Source organism: Alkanindiges illinoisensis DSM 15370 (assembly GCF_000619845.1).
Classification (GTDB): domain Bacteria; phylum Pseudomonadota; class Gammaproteobacteria; order Pseudomonadales; family Moraxellaceae; genus Alkanindiges; species Alkanindiges illinoisensis.
Genome location: NZ_JHUX01000003.1, coordinates 1702871 through 1723109 on the forward strand (window position 1 = coordinate 1702871; position 20239 = coordinate 1723109).

Consider the following 20239-nt stretch of genomic DNA (forward strand, 5'->3'; position numbering starts at 1 on the left):
GGTAAAGATCACTCATACGAATTGGTTAAAATATCGATTCTGGGTTCTTTGGCCGGAACCACAGCGCGGACAAACGGATGTTTGAACTGCACTAGCACCACCAAAGCCACAAATACTGCACATAAAGGGAAAAAGATTGCCTGCAAACCCCACAGGTGCGCCAGCCAGCCACCAATCAAACTACCGAGCATGCTGCCGGACGGCCCACAGGTCAGCGATACGGCGGATACATTGGCCATGCCCAGATGCTGGCCGATGCGGGCAAATACCGACAGGTTAATGACATTGAGTGTGCCTAAACCAACACCCAGTAGTGGCGAACCCAGCCATAACCAGAAGGCAGACAGTGGTAAAGCCAGACAAAGCAAGGCTATTGCCACCAGCCCAAAACCCAGCTGGTAAGCGCGTTTTTCACCCAGTGCCTGCACCACCACGCCCATCCCAAACAGCGCTGCCATGTATACCCCGCCATATAGCGTCACCAGACTGGCAGCAACTGCCGGGCTAAAGCCATAATTGCGGATGGCAATCACCACAATAAAAAAGGTGAAATAGCCCATCACGGCACTGTCCAGCAGTTCAAACAAGCTGGTAAAACGCAAGGTAATGTCGCGCTTGAACAGCGAGAGTTGCTGGCCAATGAGCTGAAAACTCAGCTTGGGTGCCTGTTTACCTGCAACTTCATAACCTGAAAAAATCAGTGGCGACAAGAACACCGGCACCGTAAATAGCAGTGCAATCACTGCAAACACGCCACTAGGTACTAAATGGTTACTCAGCCATACCGCAAGCAGTGGCCCAAGCAGCATAAAACCAATCATGTGCGTGCCACGAAACCAGCCTGCCTTGACTGTGCCCAGCCGGTTTAGCTGACTCATGAATACGGTGTTGAGTGAAATAAACCGCAGCGGCATGCAAAAGCTCACCAGCACAATACAGCCCAGCAGAAACCACACCTGCCCCACCGCTGGAATCAGGCCATACCATAGCCCGGCCAGCAGGCTACCCAGGGCAAACAGCAGCAACGGGCCAAAACGGTTAATCAGGATTCCGGTAGGAATTCCCATGAGTAAAATGCCAATGCTTTGCGCAGCAGCAATCAGGCCCAGTTGTACTTCGGAAGCATGCAAATGCACCGCATACAACGACACTGCAATCTGGGCGGTGCCGACGCCAAGCCCAGCGGTTGAAGCCACCAGCATAAAGGCCAGCAAGAACCGGTTTTTCTCCACTTTATTTAATAACCAGTGCTTTGCCATACATTGTTATCCACAATAACCATCAACATACCCATCAACTTTTACCCAGCCAGAACCCTAAAGCGCATCTGGTGTACCAGCCACCAGATGCTCACAACTCATTGATTTACTTGCCTGTACCTGTGCCTGCCACCTTGTTGCCATTCACATCAAAACGCGGCCAGAAATTTTCCAGATGCAGCTCTTTTAAGGCAGTATTGAGGTATTTCGGTTCAATCCAGTTGTCGACAGTGACAGGACGACGGATCAATTTAAAATCAATGGATTGCTGTACAGATTTTTTAAGTGAATTAATCGCATAATCATCCCAGTAAGGACTATTGCGGTCTTTAAGGTCAGCATCAGCCCAGTCTTTTTTATAGTCCAGATAAGGCGTACCACTTTGTGCCCACAGTTTGTACTGCGCATCACGGTTAGCTTCGCGTGAACTCCACTCATCCTGCTTGATCAGGGTGGTTACCACACGCTGCACGACACCTGGATATTTTTTCTCAAAATCCTCGGTTACCCAGAAACTCAAAGGCCCGTTTAAATTTGGGTCTTTGCGTATTTCAATAATGCGCTTGGCCACGCCGCGTGATTCCAGTGTCCATGGGCTGGTAATGGTGCCGTCAATATCCCCGGTGGCCAGTGAAGTCTGGGCAGAATAGGTATCCTGGCTAATGATGCGAAAATCTTTTTCCGTAAAGCCGTACTTGCGCAGCAAGCGTCCCAGAATTAACTGGGCATTGGTTCCCTTGAATACAGAAATGGTTTTGCCTTTTAAATCCGTCAGACTTTTTGCGGATGAATCTGCGGGAACCGTAAAATAAACCGGGCCAAAACGTCCTGCCACAAACAGCAATTTGGTTTTCAGTCCAGTGGAGCGCCCTACAATGGCAGGCAAGTCACCATGCCCTGCACCAAAATCCACTTTGCCATTGGCTAATGCTTCATTTAAGGCAGGCCCTGCACCGGGAAAGAAGATCCACTTGACCTTAATGCCATCTTTTTTAAATTCTTCCTCAAGCACACCACGCAAGTGCGCACTGGCCACAAAGGAATAACCCACTTTTGGCTTGCCACCCACACCAGCACCCGGCACACCCAGCCGGATTTCAACCGGCTTACCCACATCAGCCAGCGCAGGCAAGCCTGCACTTAAAAATAATCCAGCGGTTGCAGCAATTAAAAAACGTCGTGTTATTTGTTTCATGTTTAAACTCTCACAGTGAAATTAAAAGGTGTACTGGAACTGGGCCTGTGCTTCGTTAAAGTCTTTTTGCACCGGGGTTTCATGGGCATAATCCCAGTGATTTAAGCCCACCTGAAACTTGGTGGTTTCGGCAAAGAAGAAATTCAGTCCGAGTGTCTGAATGGTGACTTTGCCTTGCCCTTGCCCGGCAATGCCGGTCACATCAGCACTTTTATTCGGGTTATAAGTGTCAAAGCGATAAAAGGTTTGAATGGAATTTGGCCATGAATCATCAAACTTGGCGGCGGATTTGATACTGTTATAAAACTGGTCACCCAGGGTATAAAACAGGGTGGCGGTATGCCCTTCCGCTTTGACTTCACTGGCATTGCCGCTGGCAGTGGCATAATCCGAACGGCCCTGCACATATTCGTAAGTCACACCAAATGGCGCATGGTTGTAATACACATCAAAGCCCAGCCGGTCATTGCGGCCATTACCATCCAGAACTGTGGTTCCGTTGACCACATTCTTGCTACCCTTGATATAGGACGTACCAAATTTCAGCTCACGGAAAATGCTGGCGTAGTCCACAGGCAGGGTGAATGCAAGGCGGCCAATGTAATCCTTGTGGTTATTGTCATCCAGCTTGTTGGTGCCATTGCCATTGATCACCCCCAGCGCATACTCAAGTAACGGTGCGCGATAGTTGGAGCCATAATCCACAAAGGGCTTAACATCACCGCGTAAAATCAGCCCGCTCTGGCGATTAAACAATCCCAGTTGAGCCAGACCTGTAGCCACATTAATGGTGGGCCGTAAATCTTCGGGCGATTGAGGGTCCAACCCAAACGGAATAAGCTGCTGGCCAAAGGTGACATTGAGTTTGGGAATCTCCAGCCCGCCATTGGTTGAGGTGAAGTGGTAGCGCACAAATGCATCAGCCAGATTCAGATCACTGGCACTGCCCGTTGCAGTCGTACGCTTGCCATAGCTAAATGACAATTGATACTCCAGATTCTTGCCTTCCTTATAATCACGGTATAAGTTGCCACGTACCCCAATCAGGGCAGTTGGAATATCAAAGGTATTACGGCGGGCGCTATTGGGTGCCGGATTGCCTGCTGTCGTGGATTCATCCTGTCCCTGTGCACGCACCTGAACCGTGCCATACAGCGTGGTATCCCGGGTTGATTTCACCGTTTTGCGCTCATACTGGCGACCATCATCGTATTTATAATTTTCCAGATCAGTCCTGAATCCAGCCAGATCACTTTGGGTTGCAGTCTGAATTGAAGTATCTTCCTCGCCATTTTCGTCAGTGGCTGAAGTCACCGATGTGTCAGAAGCAGTTGTATTGTCGGTTGCTTTTTGCTGCTTGAGCGCATCAACCTGTTGCTGCAATGCCACCAGTTGAGCCTGCAATTGCGCCAGATTTTCTTCCAGACTGGTATCGGCCCAGACGGTGGTACTTGGCACAACTCCCGCCAGTACAATGGCAATGGAACCTGCCAAAATAGTGTGCTTCACGTTAAAACCCCTAAATTAAATAACGATCTCTGGTTTGATTTAAAACCAAACTGTTTTGTCCCTTTTCTTATTTCAACAAGTGTGCCAATAAATAAGTTTTTGTTTTTATTGAATTATTTTAAAATTTATTGATGAGGTGCGTGTTTTACAACGCCCAATGTGCTGAGAAATCAGCATGGTGCTTATTCACATTCATCTTTAAAATGGCAATCAAAATGCGTTTTTTAGATAAAGGGGATAAAAAGTTAAATTCTTTTATTAAAATCAAACCTAAAAAAATAAAAATGGCCGGGTGGTCCAAGCCATTTTTTTTACTTTCGATGAGATGAAATTTTTGAAACCAGGAAATATTAAATTTCTTTTGATCAGTTGAAAACGCTACATTAAGTTGATTAGATATTTCTCGATTTATTATCAATAGATTTGATGAATAAAATATCTTAACTTAATCTATTCTTCCCTTACATTAATCCAGCCTTGATAACTGCCGTATTCGATTTAAATCAATAATACGCACCTGACTATAATTCCACTCAATAATTCCTTCGGCAAAAAACCATTGCAGGCTTTTATGCAGGGTTTGTCTGGAAATATTAAATTGCTCGGCAAAATCCTGCTGGCGGATTTTTAAATGAATCAGGCCGGGATGGTTTTTTACCTCACCATACTGGCTATATAAGCGGTTTAAATAATAGGCAATCTTCTGGGTTAAACTGGCAGTCTGGATATAGCGGCTTTGTTCAAATAATCCATACATACGTTGGCTCATTAACTGCAACACCTGCCAGAGGGCCAGGGGCTGCTGCCTGAGTTGCTGGATATATACTGATCCGGGCAATATGGCAATTTCAACCTGCCCCATGCTAAAAAAATCATAATTGACAGCCTGATGCTGTAATACCGCCACCAGATTAAACACAGAATGCTGGGTCATATAATCACTGATCTTGAGCTGGCCATCCTGTTGCAACCAGCCCACTTGCAAGGTGCCTTTTAACAGCACATAAATGTCTTCGACCACTTGCTGATGTGCTAACAGCAATTGTCCCGAATTAAATTTTTTAACAATAGCTTGATCACACAGCGCCTGCTGAGCGTCCTGACTGAATGCGCTAAACGCCGCATCCTGCTGTAAAATTGCACTCAGCCGTTGCCGTGCGTTAGGCTCACTATCCTGATGAAACATCATAAAAATAAAAAATGACTTAATCCGGTTAAGACTAAGCCACGATGTTTTATTGATAAAATATTATTTTTAAAAATGCTATGTACTAATTAAGATTAAAGCAGGCAATTTAAACTCAGGATGCCTTTTCATAAATCCGTCCTTCCTCTGAACGTAAATTGGAAATATCCTGATTTTTGACATTCTTGATCACCTGACTTGGACGGCCATCTACCCCAACCGGGATATCTCCCTCAATCGTTACCCGGGAAGCCACCCGCAGCGCATCGCCATAATCATTGATGGCACGATGCTGGGTAGCACGATTATCCCAAATCGCCACATCACCTACGGCCCAGCGCCAGCGCACAATGTTTTCCCACTGGGTAATATGATTCTGGAATTCCTCAAATAAATAGCGCGAATCCGTGCTATTTAGTCCACTAAAACGCTTAAAAAAATGGCCAAGTACCAGTGTTTTTTCACCTGTTTCAGGATGCACACGCACCAGCGGATGTTCGGTTTCAATTTCTACCGCAGTCCTGAACAGTTTGCGGTTTTCTACCGTATTTTCAGCATGATGCGGTACACCATGATCGGCATAATCATAGGCATTGGTATGCACTGCCCTTAAGCTATCCGCCAGCGTCTTTAACACTGGGGGTAAGCCTGCATAAGCTGAAGTGGTGTTTGCCCAGACTGTATCACCGCCCACATCCGGGGTTACCACATTTCTTAAAATCGAGGCTTTAGGATAATTGGGCAAAAACGTAATATCGGTATGCCATGAATCAGCACGGCCACCGCGTGAATCAATCGACAAGGTATGCGCTGTGCCATCTTTAATCGGGACACTCGGATGATTTAACGGATTGCCCAGTAAACTGGCAAATGCTTCCTGCTCCAAATCGGTTAAATGTTGCTGGCCCCGAAAGAAAATGACTTTATGTTTTAATAAGGCATGCTGAATTTCTGATACCACATCACTGCTTAAATCACCTGCCAGTTTTACACCAGAAATTTCGGCACCGATTCGTACGGTAACGGGATTTACCTGAATATGCTGGTACTGATATTCGGGATTATAGGCATGATCTGCATGGCTAGGTATATGGGTGTGGACATCGGTATTGGCGATTGCTAGCTGGCTCATTTTAAATAACCTCTGTAGATTCTAATAAACAGCTTTTTACTGTCTCTGTTAATGATTATGCCAACAACTCACCTTAACTCTGTCAAATTATTAACATTATCTAGAATAAAAAATTAATAGAATATCTATTATGATCAATAGGAAAATTAAAAATAAAAAAACCTGCCAATCCTACATTTTATTGTAAAACTGGCAGGTTTTTTAAAGTGTTCTATGGCTATTTTAGTTTGATACCAAATAATCGTTATAATATTATCGGTAAAAAGTATTTAATTCGTATTCACCAATAACTAGTTTATCTATAGCCACTCATTTTAATTGATCAAGGGCTTGGATTTGGGAACAACTGGTGAATCCTTTCAATCTCCTGCAACACCTCATCAGATAAGCGCACATCAATACTGTCAATATCCGTTTTAAGCTGCGCAAGGTTGGTTGCCCCAATAATATTGCTAGTTACAAAACGGCGGGTGTTGACATAAGCCAGCGCCAGCTGTGCCGGGTCAAGGCCATGGGCTTGGGCTAAATCAACATAGGCCTGGGTTGCCTGTTCTGCATTCTCGCTTTTATAGCGGGCAAACCGTTCAAACAGCGTGATTCTGGCGCCTGCTGGCTTGGCACCATTGAGGTATTTCCCGGTTAAATGCCCAAACGCCAGTGGTGAATAGGCCAGTAAACCCACATTTTCACGAATGGAAATTTCGGCATTGCCAATTTCAAACGTACGGTTGAGCAAGCTATAGGGATTCTGTATGGAAACAACCCGGGCTAGTCCTTGCTGCTCGGCAATGCGTAAAAACTGGTTAACCCCCCACGGCGTTTCATTGGACAGGCCAATATGCCGGATCTTGCCTGCCTTCACCAGATCATCCAATACCTGCAGGGTCTCTGCAATCGGTACAGTGTCTTCATCCTCGACGTGTTCATAGCCCAGTTGACCAAAAAAATTGGTGGTTCGATCAGGCCAGTGCAACTGGTATAGATCAACATAATCAGTTTGCAAGCGCTTTAAGCTGTCATTAAGTGCCGCTTCGATATTGGCACGGTCATGACGGGTTTGGCCGCCACGCACGTTTCCGGCCTGTCCAGCATTACGCACCCGTCCTGCCACTTTGGTTGCCAGGATGATCTGGCCGCGTTTTCCTGTTTTTTGCAGCCATGTTCCAATATATTTTTCGGTTGAACCCTGTGTTTCCGGGCGTGGCGGCACCGGATACATCTCGGCCGTATCAACCAGATTCACCCCCTGCCCAATGGCATAATCCAGTTGCGCATGCGCCTCGGCTTCAGTGTTTTGCTCGCCCCATGTCATCGTACCTAATGCAATCACACTGACATCAATATCGGTTGTACCCAGTTTTCTATATTGCATTCATTTAATCCTGTAAAAAATGCCTGAAACCATCAGTGTTTAGGGTTCAGGCATTTTTATTGATTCATCTATTCGTTAAATAAAAATTTTCCTTCGGCCACAAAACGATCAATTGATCGTCGTGGCGTCGGTTGTTGTCGGTTAGTTGTGCTCTAGCCTGCAAGCCTTGCGGCAAATGATCTTTACTGCCTTGCTGACCAATCACAATAATCGCTTCCAGTTGATAGTCTTCAGGAATATGCAAACGCTGGCGTACCTGTGCCTGATCATAACCACCAATTGCATGGGTATGCCAGCCTTTCAAGGATGCCTGCAAGGCCAGATGCGCCCATGCTGCGCCTGTATCAAAGGAATGACTGGTTAAATTCACTGCATCCTGCTGATTTGGCGGCAAAAATGTCTTTTTTGACAAGACCAGTACCAGCGCTGAAACCTGTGCTGCCCATGACTGATTATATTCAGACAGGGTTCCAAATAATGTATTCCAGTGTGGCGTATTGGTAAGCGCATAAACAAAACGCCACGGCTGTGAATTCTATGCCGACGGCGCCCAGCGTGCAGCCTCAAAAAACTGTTTTAAGGTTACATGGTCAATTTCTGTCTGTTTAAAACCACGGGGTGACCAACGCTGTACAAACAGTGCGTCCACCTCATGCGCTGGTTGGCGCTGCTCTGCCTCAAATAAAACGGACATTTTATTGTCTCCAGCTCAAGACGCTTTGGCCGCATGCTTTGCCAGCACATACTGGTTTTCTGGACGTGCCAAGCCCAGATTTTCCCTTAAGGTCTTGCCTTCGTACTCGGTGCGGAACAGGCCACGACGCTGCAGCTCTGGCACCACTAGATCAACAAAATCATTCAAACCGCCGGGTGTGGTCGGTGGCAATACGTTAAAGCCATCCGCAGCTTCATTTTCAAACCATTCCTGTAACTGGTCTGCCACCTGCTCAACCGTACCAATGAGCTGCCAGTGTCCGCGCACTCCTGCCACCCACTCATACAACTCGCGGATGCTGTAATTATTTTTCTTGGCAATATCAATAATCAGGGCACGACGGCTAATCTGGGTTTCGGTTTCTGGCAATTCAGGCAATGGGCCATCCAGATCATACTTGGACAAGTCCCAGCCGCCTGTTAAGCCACTGAGCAAGGCAAGCCCTGCTTCAGGACGAATCAGTCTGGTAACTTGCTCATATTTTTCCCGTGCCTCTGCTTCGGTTTTCCCCACAAAAGCTGATACTCCAGGCAGAATAAGCAGCTCTTCAGGGTGGCGGCCATATTTGGCTAAACGGCTTTTAACATCACGGTAAAACGCCTGCGCACTGGTTAGATCCTGATGCGCCGTAAAAATTACTTCAGCATAGCGGCCAGCCAGTTCACGGCCCGGCTCAGATGAACCTGCCTGCACAATCACCGGATAACCCTGAGGCGAGCGTGGCACGTTTAGCGCACCTTTGACCGAGTAATATTTGCCCTTATGGTTAGGATGATGCAGCTTATCAATATCATAAAAAATGCCAGTGTCCTTGTTATATAAAAACGCATCATCTTCCCAGCTATCCCAGAGCTTCTGAATCAGCTCAACATATTCCTGCGCCCGCTCATAACGGTCAGCATGGGTAGGCTGCTTGTCATAACCGAAATTATAAGCCGCAGATTCTGATGCGGTAGTCACCACATTCCATGCTGCCCGTCCATTGCTAATGTGATCCAAGGAGGCAAACTTGCGCGCCAGCAAGTACGGTTCTTCGTAGGTTGAAGATGCTGTTGCAATAAAACCGATATGCTTGGTTACAGCGGATAATGCAGCAAACAATGTGACTGGTTCAAAGCCTGCCACTTTGTCACTCACGCCAATGGTTTCACTGGCACCGAAATTGACCGATAAACCGTCTGCCAGAAAATAGGCATCAAACAAGCCACGCTCGGCGGTCTGGACAATTTCCTTCACATATTCAAAATCCAGCGCGCGTGCTGGCTGGGACTCCGGCAATCGCCATGCTGCTACATGCTGGCCGGTGGTTGGAATAAATGCCCCTAATCGAATTTTTCTGCTCATACTATTTAGCTCCATAGCTCAAAGAACGCATGCTTAAAAAGCACTGAGGTTGCCTATGGATATATGACAATTTCCATGCCATTATTTTTTTAATAATTTTCAGCAGTTTATGTTTTATTTAAATAGTAGTTGATGAATTAACAACATAAATTTGCTTGGGATATGCTGAATTAGCAACAAACTCATAATTTACTGGTCAATATTAAGAGCCGCGACTTTTCAGTCTAAGGACTATCCACATAAACAACTTAGCATGCCAATAGACTTATTAAAGCCCATCCTACTACTCGATATTGCAGGGGTCATCTGTACTATTTACATCTGATTGAACAGAATCAGCCGATGTTGAAGAGGAATCATCATCGCTTGGCTCTGCACGAATACTGGTCTGAAGAGCATCACATTGAGACTGGTGATCTTTTTTTAGCGAAATATCAGCTGAATATTGAGTTTCATAGCTGATTTGATAGTTAAGCTGCCATTGCTGAAGTTGTTTTGGCAAATCAAATTTAAACTCGTAGGTTTTACATTCATGTGGTTGAATAATGTGGATCGATTCGCCACTGGAACAGCTAAACTGCTGATTACTAAAGTGCTCATAGCCTTGATCGTCAACCAACTTAAATGGCAATGCACAGGCATTATGATATTCATACATGATGTGTGAGGTGGTATTTTGCACCCTGATTTGCAGAACCATATTGGTCGGGTCTATATCAGTAACTTTTGGAATGATACGTTGTTCACCCGCTGGAATCACTTGACCGGTTTCTTTATCAATAAAACGGAATGAACGCTGTATACCTGCACAGTTTTGCTGGGCATTGTCAGGATAAGTCACCTTATAGAAATCAGGCTTAAAAACCACATGACCCTGACCCGGCAAAGTAGGCGGAATCGTGCTGCCTGTGCTAGGGCTACCCGTACCTGTGCCTCCCAGGCTTACTCCACCTGCGCTTAAAGGGTTATCTTCGTTACCACAGCCTGTAAGTAAACATAATCCATATACCGAGCAGACAAGTATAAACTTCTTCACTAAATCATCTCTATCACAGCGTCATGGTAAATCTTTTACTGTTCAAACTTTTTAAAATTATTCAATTGTTAAGCTGAATACCAGTAAAGCGAAATAACAGCATAGCAAAAATGTTCACACAACACATTTTTTATTTTTAGCGGGGTTCAATTATTTTATAAAAGGCTAAAAGTTAAATATTATGCAGACTATGTAGTATGGCCTTTAATGCCTCAGTTTTAAATTTTTTATTTTTAAAATCAAAATATTATTTATAGGATCACATCATTAAGTATTCTGTTTATCCTCACGTTATGAAGTTTCAGATATATAACTCATCAGATAAAAACGCTGTAATGCACCAAAAACATTAGTATTGTGATTACATTATCCTCTAGAAGAAAATGCCAAACTGTTTTGAGTCATCATTTCGCATAGGTGAATATGTCTAACGCCTTTTTAATTAACTGATTTAATTTTTATTTTCTTTGTTCGTTACTACAATATCTTTTATTAACCAGTATAAAGTCAAGATAAAACAGATGACTGCAAATATATTCAAAATCACGATTAGTATTGGCATTTAAGCTATCCACTATCACAAGCAACTTTAAATTGCATGCCATTGATTATTCTTACTCAAATTCATTTGAGAATTACTGTTAACCTATTAAAAAGCCCTGAATTACTCAGGACTTTTTAATCATTAATAGTGCGTAAAACCTTCTAATTCATGGAATTAGTTTTTTTACTATTAATAAAAGCTCAGTTAAGTTGTCGCATTTACAAGGTCAGCACAGCTTTGATCTTTCCAGCTCAACTGTTGAACCTGGTTATGCTTATCAAAGTTAATTCTTAGCTGACAGTTCTGGTATTCCTTAGAGCCTGACTGCTGTAGCCCAATGGCATAATTCCATGTCTTGGGGCTAAAAATCCCCTCACGGAAATGAGGATTACCTAACAACTGTCTTACCTGGTCCTTATGCAGGCCAATATCCAGTTTTTGTACCTGGCTAACATCGTAGCGTTGCAGGCCTTTTAATGGACTTTGGGCGACAGATGGAAATGCTTCCGGTTGCTGCGGCGTGAACATCGGAACGCTACTGCATGCTGACAAACCAACCACACCAGCGAATACCATACTTTTCAGAATAATTTTCATAGTTTTTTCTCTCAAATCGGTTGAAAGAGGTGATTCAGAAACTCAATCACCTCTCCGGTCCATGCCTTAGTCAATAATGCCACTGATACCAATACGGGCACTTGCTCCGCCTTCAGACGCAGCAGCTACACCACCGGTAAGACTCCAGCGACCGCTATCCGAAGTGCGGCGCAAGGTCGCACCAACTGCGTTTTCACCGCCATGGAAACCAGCACCAACCGAGTAAGTAAATTTACCCGGTACAAATGGTGCAGATTCCATTGATAGCGCTGCTGCAATACCGGCATTGGCACGTTTTTCAACTTTGTCAATGCGCTCGTTGGTACGGTAGAACGCCTGATCCAAGCGGTTGCTTAAAGCATTGGATTGATTATCAAGTTTGGTTAACGCATCGCCTACATTAGTGGCTGTTTCACCAGCCACCTGATAGCTTGGCGCTGTAATGTTGCCACTGGCATCTACTGCCGCACCACCACCCAGCGCATTGGCGACACTGGTGTTGGACGCATGGAGCTGGGCACCATTTATTGCATCGCTGCTGGTGGCTGTTACGGCCCCGGCTTTAACACCTGTCACAGTACGGTTGCCGCTTGTACCGGCCATGCTCACGGAAGTGCCACCAGTATTTGCAGCAACAGTCACTTGTGCTGTATTACCAGCTTGCTGAACCAGACCAACTGAACCGTTGTTAATCTGGCTGGCCAGATTATTAACCTGCTGATTGGTTTCATAGAGCTGGCCACCATTTACTGCATCTTTACTACCGGCTGTCAGCGCACCATTTTTAACATTGGTCAATGTCGTGCCATCTGCACCACCGCCCAAAGTAATCTGGCCTTTGTTCACTGTGCCGTCAGCATTTTTATCATACTGAACAGCAGCATTACTTAAAGACTGGTTAGCATTTTTGACATCATTCAGTGCAGTGTCGAGTGCGCCCAGTGCATCACCCACATTACTCTGGGTGCCGCCCTGTACATTGTAGGTTGGAGCCGTCAATGTGCCATTTGCATTAACAGCAGCACCGCCGCCCAATGCACTGGCCATATCCTTGATCTGGCCTACGGTTGCAGCAGCGTTATTTTGGCCACTGGCTGCAACACCTGTTAATTGACGATTACCGTCGGTGCCAGCAAAGTTCACTATCGTGCCGCCGGTTGCAGCGCCCACTGTAATTGGAGCAGTAATGCCCACTTGCTGTACCAGACCAATGCTGCCATTGCCAATACCGCTGGTTAAGTTGGCTAATGCATTGTCTACGGCTTTTAACTGTGCCAGGTTAACGGCATCAGAATCTTCTGTACCTGGTGCAACACCTGTAATCTGGCGGTAAACACCATTGGCTGCATCACCGACTGCCACAGCACCTGTAGTACTGGTGGTTGCCGCAATTGCAAGCTGATCCGCAGCTGATGCTGCTTGCAGGGCATAACCCGCTACACCAGCGCCTGTGGTTGCTGCAGAATTGGAACCCAGCGCAACAGAACCATCTACTGTGGTTGTAACATTATTACCCAGTACAAAGGTGTCATCGCTATTTACGGTATTGTTGTTACCAACCGAATAGCTGTCACTGCCGTTAATAATGCTTGGATCACCAATCGCACCGGAACGGTCACCGTTCACGATGTTACCAGTACCAATACTGATGGATTGCTCACCATTTACCTGCGCGTTATTACCAATAGCGATACTCTGATCAGCGCCCTGTGCAATATTGGCACCATCACCAATTGCTATTGCACTATCTGCTGCACTGCTGGCATCCACACCCATGGAAATAGTGCGGTTACCCTGCTGCTGAGCTGCTGAAACTGGCCCGATGGCAATACTGTCTTCACCCAGCGCTACAGCATCACTCTGCGTAGAATTGGTACGGAAGTATTTAATCCCAACGTCGCTGGTTTGCAGGTTATTAATCTGGCCACCAATGCTGTTCAGCGCATCACCTACAGTGTTTACCACCGATGGGGTAACAATCATCATGCCGGTATTTGGGTCAATACTGTAATTATTCACCGTATACTCTGGTGCAATAATCACGCCGGTGTTTGGATCAACATTACCACCGAGTGCTGTGGTCAGGTCTTTTAACTGTTGCATGTTGGCTGCATCAGTAGCATCTACACCATTGGCAACATCACGGAGCTGACGGGCTTCGCCGTTGGCATTGGCAAAGCTGATGCTTGTACCCAGAGAATCCTTGCCAACAGTAATTTCTGCGGTATTACCGGCTTGTTGAACCAGGCCAATAGTACCATTGTTCAGGTTACTGGCCAGATCAGCAATATCTGCGGTGTTGGCAGTAGTACGGCCATCGAGGTTACCCAACGCATCACCGACATTGTTAAAGTCAGCAGTAGTGCCGGTGTTGCTGCCATCATCCAATGTATAGGTAGGCGCTGACACAGTACCATCGGTATTAAGTGTTGCGTTACCACCCAGTGCATTGGCAATAGAGGTGTTGGCCGCATGAATCTGGCTACCATTAACAGCCTCAGTAGAGCTTGCACTGATTTCGCCAGAACCTACATTACCCAGCACAGTACCGTTGTTACCATTCAAGGTGACACGGTCATAATTTACGCTGCCATCCAGGTTGCGCTCATACTGTACGGCACCAGCAGACAGATCCTGAGTAGACTGACGTACATTTTCAATTGCGCCATCAATGGTATTTTCACCAGTTCCACCGATATTGCTGGCAGAGACTGAACCATTATTATTAAATGCATTTCCACCAATCAGATCAGTGACCGACTGAGCGTTGCTATTTAACTGATCACCCGTAACTGCATCGGTTGAGCCAGCAGCAACATTACCATTGGCAACATTGGTTAGCTGACGCGCATCACCGTTGGCATTGGCAAAGTCAATGGTTGTGCCTAAGGAATCCTTACCGACTGTGATAGAGGCCGTATTGTTAGCCTGCTGAACCAGACCAATAGTTCCATTGTTCAGGTTGCTGGTTAGATCAGCAATGTCTGCGGTATTGGTAGTAGTGCGACCATCGAGGTTGGTTAAGGCATCGCCTACATTGTTGTAAGTGGTTGTACTGCCATCATTGTTGCCAGTGTCCAGTACATAATCTGGCGCGCTAACAGCACCTGTTGTCTTGTCATAAGCTGCACCACCGCCCAGATTGGCTGCTGTGCTAGTACCCAATGCATCAGTCTTGGCATCATTTGCACTGGCAGCCTGACGTACGTTATCAATGGCACCATCAATGGTGTTTTCACCAGTACCACCAATATTAGTGGTAGTGATTACACCGCCGTTATTAGTGGCATTACCACCGATCACATCCGCTACAGACTGAGTACTGCTGTTTAACTGATCACCATTGATGGCATCAGTTGAACCTGCTGCAACACTGCCAGCGGCCACATTAGTTAGCTGACGCGCATCACCGTTGGCATTAGCAAAATTAACCGTTGTTCCCAAGGAATCCTTGCCAACAGTAATTTCTGCGGTGTTATTGGCTTGCTGAACCAGACCAATAGTACCGTTGTTTAGGTTATCGGTTAGGTTTGCAATGTCTGCGGTGTTGGTAGTAGTACGGCCATCAATGTTGGTTAAGGCATCACCGACATTGTTAAAGTCAGCAGTGGTGCCAGTGTTGCTGCCATCATCCAATGTATAGGTTGGGGCAGTTACGGTGCCAGTAGCCGGATTATAGACCGCGCCACCGCCCAGATTGGTTGCAACGCTGTCACCCAAACTTTGTGCTGCATTTAGCGCCTGACCTACAGTAACAGCATCATCCAGCGCTGTGCCATCAGCCAGATTGGTGATGCGTTGACCACCCGCATTGATACCTCCTGCAGAAATGCTTGGGCCAGTTGCATTGCCCTTGCTATCAGTAAAACCTAAGCCTGTCTGGTTTACCACAGTTGAATTACCAACTGCATCAGTTACTGTGATGCCATCCGCATTGTAGCGGGCTGCACTACCAGCTGCATTGGTTACATAGGTGCCATCTGTGCTTAGTACAGTGCTGTTACCCTTACCGTCATCCGCAGTTATAGTATTAATACTAATGTCTTTGTTCAGTGCAACATTAACACTGCCGTTGTCATCTGTACCATTTTGAGTCACGGTCAGGTTGCTGTCACCATTAAAGGTCACGGTACCATTAGGACCAATATTGCTGCTGGTAGACCCTGTACCATTGGCAGTCACATTCCAGCCTGCGTTGGCAGACTGACGTACACTGTCAATTGCACCATCAATCGTGTTTTTACCAGTTCCACCAATATTGGTAGTGGTAATCACACCGGCTTTATTGATTGCATTGCCACCTATCACGCTAGCCACTGACTGGGCGTTGCTATTTAACTGATCACCCGTAACTGCATCGGTTGAACCAGTGGCGACATTACCATTGGCAACATTGGTCAGTTGTCGGGCTTCACCTTTATCATTGGCAAAGTTTACGCTGGTGCCACCCGTACCTGCACCGACAGTAATCTGGGCGGTGTTGCTGGCTTGCTGAACCAGACCGGCTTTACCTGATGTCAGGTCAGCAATGTCTGCGGTGTTGGTAGTAGTACGACCATCCAGATTGCCTAGGGCATCGCCTACATTGTTGTAGGTTGTGGTGGTAGCAGTATTGCTGCCATCGTCCAGCACATAACCCAGCTTATCAATGGTGCCTGTAGTTTTGTTATAGGTTGCGCCACCACCCAAACTGGCTGCTGTACTTGCACCCAAGGTATCAGTTTTGGCATCAACAGCTGCAGTAGCAGTATTGAGCTGACCCAGATTTACGGCATCATTTGCCTGTGTCCCATCAGCCAGATTACTAATAGTCTTGCCATCAGCATCAATACCATCCACTGTAATACTTGGGCCGCCACTAATTGTAAGACCAGTGCTCTCCAGGATGGTGTCTTTGCCAGCCGCATTGGTCAGTGTAATGCCAGTTGCCGCATAATTAGCAGTATTGGTGCCATCAGTGACATTAGTGCCTGTCGCTGTTACTGTGCTGACATTGCCCTTGCCATCGTTTGCAGTCAGGCTATCAACAGTAACGTTATCTGCCAGATTATAGTTCACGGCATTATTGGTATGGCTTACCACCAGATTGCTATCTGTATTGGTGAAGTTAACTGTTTCACCCAGTTTTACGTTATCGCTGGCCACACTACCATTGCTGGTAATGTTAAAGCCTGTGTTGGTTACGGTAGTTGTAACATCACCAATTGCACTGTTTAGATCACCTGCATTTACAGCATTGTTGGCATTACCAGCCAAGGTATAGTCACCTGCACTGGCAATACCCGTTAACTGACGATCACTACCTTTATCATTGGCAAAGTTTACGCTGGTGCCACCCGTACCTGCACCGACAGTAATTTCAGCAGTATTGCTGGCTTGCTGAACCAGACCAGCTTTACCTGATGTCAGGTCAGCAATGTCTGCGGTATTGGTAGTGGTGCGGCCATCGATGTTACCCAAGGCATCGCCTACATTGTTGTAAGTGGTTGTACTGCCATCATTGTTGCCAGTGTCCAGTACATAATCTGGCGCGCTAACAGCACCTGTTGTCTTGTCATAAGCTGCACCACCGCCCAGATTGGTTGCAACGCTAACACCCAGAGCATCAGCGTTGCCTGCACCGGAAAGCGCATTATTCAACTGATCAAGGTTAACAGCATCTGTACCAGCAGTTGCTGCACCAACATTGGTTAAGCGATTGCCATTTAAGCTAGCGCCACCATTTAAGTTGGCAACACCTGTCGTGGTTAACGTACCACCGACGGTCGTAGCTCCAGTAACCGTTAAAGCACCACCGATGCTTGCTGCACCAGTCGAAGTTACGGTAGTAAAGGTCGGGGTTGCTGAGGTGGCAACACTAATGGTATTACCAGTACGGGTAATATTGATGTTATTGCCATCAGCAAAGGTAATTGTATCGTTTGCACCTACAGCAGTTGCAGTATCTTTATTGGCCTGAATTTTAAAGGTCTGATTTTGCAAAGTAGTAATGTTGCTGCTGTTTGCCGTTGTGCGCGCATCAACATTGGAAATCGCCGCGCCTACATTACCTACTGTCGTACCGTCTACGCTGTAGCTAGGTGCAGTGATGCCACCAGTACTTGCATCATACTTTGAACCACCGCCCAATGCTGCTGCGGTATCAACACCCTGTTGATTACTCAGATCATTCTGTTTTTGTAATTGCGCAACAGTAACGGCATCACTGGCTGCTGCACCATCAGCCAGATTGGTCAGGCGACGCTTTGTTGTTGTATTACCGAATGATACAGTACCCTGCGTTGTTGCAGCAGTATTGGTCAGGAAAGCTGAGCCGGTTTGTGCTGCGGCTACAGAATTCAGACCCAAGGCCGCACTGTTTATACCAGTTACCTGCGCATTTAAGCCCAGTGCAACCCCGCCTGCCACGTTAGTGTTGGCACCTTCACCAATAACTACCGCATTGGCAGCAGTTGCTGTTGCACCTGTACCAATGGCAACTGATTTTTCAGCAGTAGCCTGTGAAAAGGCACCAATTGAAAGCGCATTATTTGCAGTGGCCTGTGCACCACCACCAAATGCTATAGAATCCTGGGCAGTTGCTTTCGTTTGACCGGTAGTTTGATAATTTGTTCCTGACTGTCCACTACCACTGCTGCCAGCATTTTCAATATCAGGTGAACCAATGGCAATTGCGCGGTAACCAGTTGCTGTTGCAGAATGACCTACTGCCAGCGAACCTTTACCTGTGGCAGCAGATACGTTACCAATCGCTTGCGCATAATCAGCCGTTGCAGTGGACTGACGTCCAATCGCCAATGAGGTATTACCAGTAGATGCAGCCGCAACACCAATGGCGACAGCCGCGGTATTGGTTGCTTTGGCATAAGTACCCAAGGCAGTGGCCAAGCCAGCAGCCTCAGCGCCAGTCCCAATGGCTGTACTGCCACCGGTATAACCATTATCAGTACTCCACTTGATATTGTTGGTATTGGCAGTAGTACTATTGTTATATGGATTTTGGCGATCCAGAATACCCGAATCACTACCGGCTGTGGTATTACAGCCAATTGCAACCGCATTACCGCCTGAGGCTGTTGCCTGCTTGGTTGCACCTGTGGTTCCTGTACAACTGGAAATTGCTGTGCCAGTACCAGTGCCACCACCCGTTCCAGTTTCAGCAAAAGCCTGCGGTGCAAAACCGAGTACTAAACTGGCCAAGCCAGTTGTCACAACGCCGGCTTTTTTTGAACGACTTTTTGTTTTGCTTTTTGCAGTTTCTGAAACAGCCACCCAAGCGCCTGTTGAAGCATTCCAGACAACTCTATAAATCTTATTCATACTTGTACCCTTACAAATGGTTTGCATCTCTAATCGTGAAGAGAATGTAGGTGTAGCAAGGGCATTCTAATGAAAATATGTGCAAATTGAACATTTTTATTGGATAAATGTTAAATTCTCTGTATGCTTTTTGTACTTAATGATAATTATTCTTATCTTTAGCTGCACCATCGGGACATGCGATGGCTCTTTCTTAGAGTAGCCTTAAAACCATGATTGAATTGCTGTGAAGTTATTATCATTAGATAATAACTTCTCTATCACTCTGCCACAACGCTAAACCGATAAATCATCGGTAAACATGAATTCAGATTACTTTGAGTGGCTTTATTTGAGTAGCTGCTTTCATAAGATAAGTACCACTGTGCAGTGTGCGTTGGTACAGCAAACTCATAGCGTGATACCTTGCATTCGGAAGGCTGATAAACAACTAAGCTTTCACCTGATGAGCACGTAAAATTGGCCTGAGCTGGCATTACATCACCCTTAAAATCCAATAATTTAACTGGACTAGTACATGAGCTTACATGCTCAAATCTTGCTTCTGGCATTACATTGCACACAGACATGCGCACCGCCATATTGTTAGAATTTGTATTAGGCTGCGGTAAAACTGCCTTCTTCACATTTTCTTCCAGCAACTCACCTGTCTCAATACTCTCAAACTGAATCGAACGCTCAATACCTTCACAACGCTGCTTTACTACCCCAGGATTAACAAATTTAAGTTTGGAAACAATAGGTGGTGGCGGAGGCGGCGCTGGTGCCGGAGCAACAGGTGGCGTTGGCTCAAGGGGTGGTTCATTCGGCGATGAAGGTTCAATAGGTGGCGATGGGTTTGGCACAGTTGGAATATCTATGGGAGGCTGCGGTTGAGGATAACCTGTACCAGAACCTCCCAGACTTACACCCGCAGTCGAATTCTCGTCGCCACAGCCCGATAAAAATAATACACTACAAACTAGGAAATAAAACTTTGTGGCCTGCATCACTTTTCCCAACTATACATTCGATTAATGTAAAATTAATG

The 20239-nt window shown here is 46.1% G+C and carries 10 protein-coding genes and 2 pseudogenes; all 12 read right to left on the reverse strand.

The window, feature by feature from the left end:
- Positions 1 to 8: 8 nt before the first annotated feature.
- Entirely contained in the window at positions 9 to 1259 is a 1251-nt protein-coding gene (locus Q337_RS17220; RefSeq protein ID WP_051526679.1) for an MFS transporter, read from the reverse strand.
- A 106-nt stretch (positions 1260 to 1365) separates the two neighbouring features.
- Complete coding sequence (locus Q337_RS0108510; RefSeq protein WP_026471235.1) at positions 1366 to 2454, reverse strand: ABC transporter substrate-binding protein; 1089 nt, start codon at positions 2452 to 2454, stop codon at positions 1366 to 1368.
- A 21-nt stretch (positions 2455 to 2475) separates the two neighbouring features.
- On the reverse strand, positions 2476 to 3963 hold the full coding sequence (locus tag Q337_RS0108515; RefSeq protein ID WP_026471236.1) for a porin family protein: 1488 nt from the start codon (positions 3961 to 3963) through the stop codon (positions 2476 to 2478).
- A 466-nt stretch (positions 3964 to 4429) separates the two neighbouring features.
- On the reverse strand, positions 4430 to 5152 hold the full coding sequence (locus tag Q337_RS0108525; protein ID WP_084494762.1) for a Crp/Fnr family transcriptional regulator: 723 nt from the start codon (positions 5150 to 5152) through the stop codon (positions 4430 to 4432).
- 112 nt (positions 5153 to 5264) lie between these two features.
- The gene (locus tag Q337_RS17225) at positions 5265 to 6281 is read right to left on the reverse strand and encodes a TauD/TfdA dioxygenase family protein (RefSeq protein ID WP_084494763.1); all 1017 of its coding nucleotides are present in this window, start codon (positions 6279 to 6281) and stop codon (positions 5265 to 5267) included.
- A 322-nt stretch (positions 6282 to 6603) separates the two neighbouring features.
- Positions 6604 to 7653 carry an NADP(H)-dependent aldo-keto reductase gene (locus tag Q337_RS0108535; RefSeq protein ID WP_026471238.1) on the reverse strand — a complete coding sequence of 350 codons (1050 nt, stop codon included), beginning with the start codon at positions 7651 to 7653 and terminating at the stop codon, positions 6604 to 6606.
- 64 nt (positions 7654 to 7717) lie between these two features.
- A pseudogene (locus tag Q337_RS19375) lies at positions 7718 to 8347 on the reverse strand (nitroreductase family protein).
- Between the two features lie 15 nt (positions 8348 to 8362).
- Entirely contained in the window at positions 8363 to 9712 is a 1350-nt protein-coding gene (locus Q337_RS0108545) for an LLM class flavin-dependent oxidoreductase (protein ID WP_026471239.1), read from the reverse strand.
- A gap of 283 nt (positions 9713 to 9995) precedes the next feature.
- Complete coding sequence (locus tag Q337_RS0108550) at positions 9996 to 10748, reverse strand: hypothetical protein (RefSeq protein WP_156935739.1); 753 nt, start codon at positions 10746 to 10748, stop codon at positions 9996 to 9998.
- 748 nt (positions 10749 to 11496) lie between these two features.
- Positions 11497 to 11889, reverse strand: a complete 393-nt coding sequence (locus Q337_RS17235; protein WP_034279265.1) for an outer membrane protein assembly factor BamE — start codon at positions 11887 to 11889, stop codon at positions 11497 to 11499.
- Positions 11890 to 11955: 66 nt separating this feature from the next.
- Positions 11956 to 19197 (reverse strand): annotated as a pseudogene (locus tag Q337_RS0108560) (ESPR-type extended signal peptide-containing protein); the annotation flags it as partial.
- Between the two features lie 272 nt (positions 19198 to 19469).
- Positions 19470 to 20198: a hypothetical protein gene (locus Q337_RS0108565; RefSeq protein WP_026471242.1), complete on the reverse strand. Its 729-nt coding sequence runs from the start codon at positions 20196 to 20198 to the stop codon at positions 19470 to 19472.
- Positions 20199 to 20239: the final 41 nt, after the last annotated feature.